General features: G+C 40.9%; 1 protein-coding gene. It reads left to right on the forward strand.

Going from position 1 to position 2030, the window contains the following annotated elements; all coding sequences use genetic code 11:
* A partial coding sequence (locus HMPREF3270_RS14050; RefSeq protein ID WP_256324377.1) for a Rib/alpha-like domain-containing protein occupies positions 1-2030 on the forward strand: 2030 nt, incomplete at both ends.

Genomic DNA, 2030 nt, shown 5'->3' on the forward strand with positions numbered 1-2030 from the left:
ACCGACAGTCACAGTCGATAACCCGGCACAAATACCAAACGGCCAAACACCAGGAACATTAGATGTATCTGTAACAGTCACATATCCAGATGGCACAAAAGATCATGTGAAAGTTCCGGTAACAGTAGGAGACCAACCGCAAAAAGATAAATACGAACCAACAGTTCAACCAATCAAAAAACCATTTGGTCAAGGAACGACTGAACAAGAGGTTAAAGACAAAGTCACAGTACCAGACTTCCCTAAAGATAAAGGAACACCGACAGTCACAGTCGATAACCCGGCACAAATATCAAACGGCCAAACACCAGGAACAGTAGATGTCCCTGTAACAGTCACATATCCAGATGGCACAAAAGACCATGTGAAAGTTCCGGTAACAGTAGGAGACCAACCGCAAAATGATAAATACGAACCAACAGCAGGAGAAATCACAAAACCATATGGTACACCGACTACTGAAAATGAAGTCAAAGATAAAGTAAGTATTCCAAACTTCCCTAAAGAAGGCGACCAACCAGTTATTAGTGTTGATACAACGAAAGTCCCTGACGGCAAAACAAGTGGAGAATTCGAAGTCCCAGTAACCGTGACTTATCCGGATAAAACAACAGATACAGTTAATGTGAAAGTCACTGTAGGTCCGAAAAACTCAGACACTTATGAACCGAAATTTGAAAATATCACAAAACCATATGGTCAAAATACAACTGAACAAGAAGTGAAAGACAAAGTAACAGTCCCAGATTTCCCAACGGATAAAGGTACACCAGTGGTAACAGTGGATGATTCAACTAAGATTCCGAACGGTCAAACATCTGGCGTATTTGATGTACCTGTAACCGTCACTTACCCAGACAAAACAACAGACAAAGTCACAGTGAAAGTAACAGTCGGTGAACAACCGGATAATGTGAAATATGATCCTAAAGCAGGAGAAATCACTAAACACTTTGGTGAAAAAGCTACACCGGATGAAGTGAAATCAAAAGTGACTGTTCCAGGATATCCAGAAAACAGTCAACCATATACAGTGACAGTAGATGAAGCAAAAATTCCAGACGGTCAAACACCGGGAGAAGTAGAAGTTCCAGCCACAGTAACTTATCCGGATAAAACAACAGATATTGTTAACGTGAAAGTGACAACAAGACCAAAAGATTCAGACACGTATGAACCGACTACAGGAGAGATTAAAAAACCATACGGTACACCTACAACTGAAGAAGAAATAAAAGGAAAAGTAAGTGTTCCGGACTTCCCTAAAGAAGGCGATCAACCAGTTATTACTGTGGACACAAGTAAAGTGCCTGATGGTCAAACAAGTGGTGAATTTGAAGTTCCAGCTACAGTCACATATCCAGACAAAACAACAGACGTTGTGAAAGTTAAAGTAACAGTTGGACCAAAAGATTCAGTTACGTATGAACCAACAACACAACCAATCACAAAACCATTTGGTCAAGGCACAACAGAACAAGAAGTGAAAGACAAAGTCACAGTACCAAACTTCCCAGCGGATAAAGGTACACCAGTAGTAACAGTGGATGATCCAACTAAGGTTCCAAACGGTCAAACACCGGGTGAATTCGAAGTTCCAGTGACAGTCACATATCCAGATGGCACAAAAGATCACGTAACAGTCAAAGTTACAGTGACTCCACAGCCGCAAAATGATAAATATGAACCGACTGCAGGAGAAATCACAAAACCATACGGAACTCCAACTACAGCGGATGAAGTCAAAGGCAAAGTAAGCATTCCAGATTTCCCTAAAGAAGGAGACCAACCAGTAATAACGGTTGACACAACTAAAGTACCTGACGGTAACATAAGTGGAGAATTCGAAGTTCCAGTAACAATCACTTATCCGGATAAAACAACAGATGTTGTGAAAGTTAAAGTAACAGTAGGTCCGAAAGACGCTGATACTTATGAACCGAAATTTGAAAATATCACAAAACCATTTGGTCAAGGCACAACAGAACAAGAAGTGAAAGATAAAGTGACAGTACCGAACTTCCCAGCGG

Origin of the sequence: Staphylococcus sp. HMSC65H10 (assembly GCF_001839185.1) — a bacterium.
Lineage (GTDB): Bacteria > Bacillota > Bacilli > Staphylococcales > Staphylococcaceae > Staphylococcus > Staphylococcus simulans.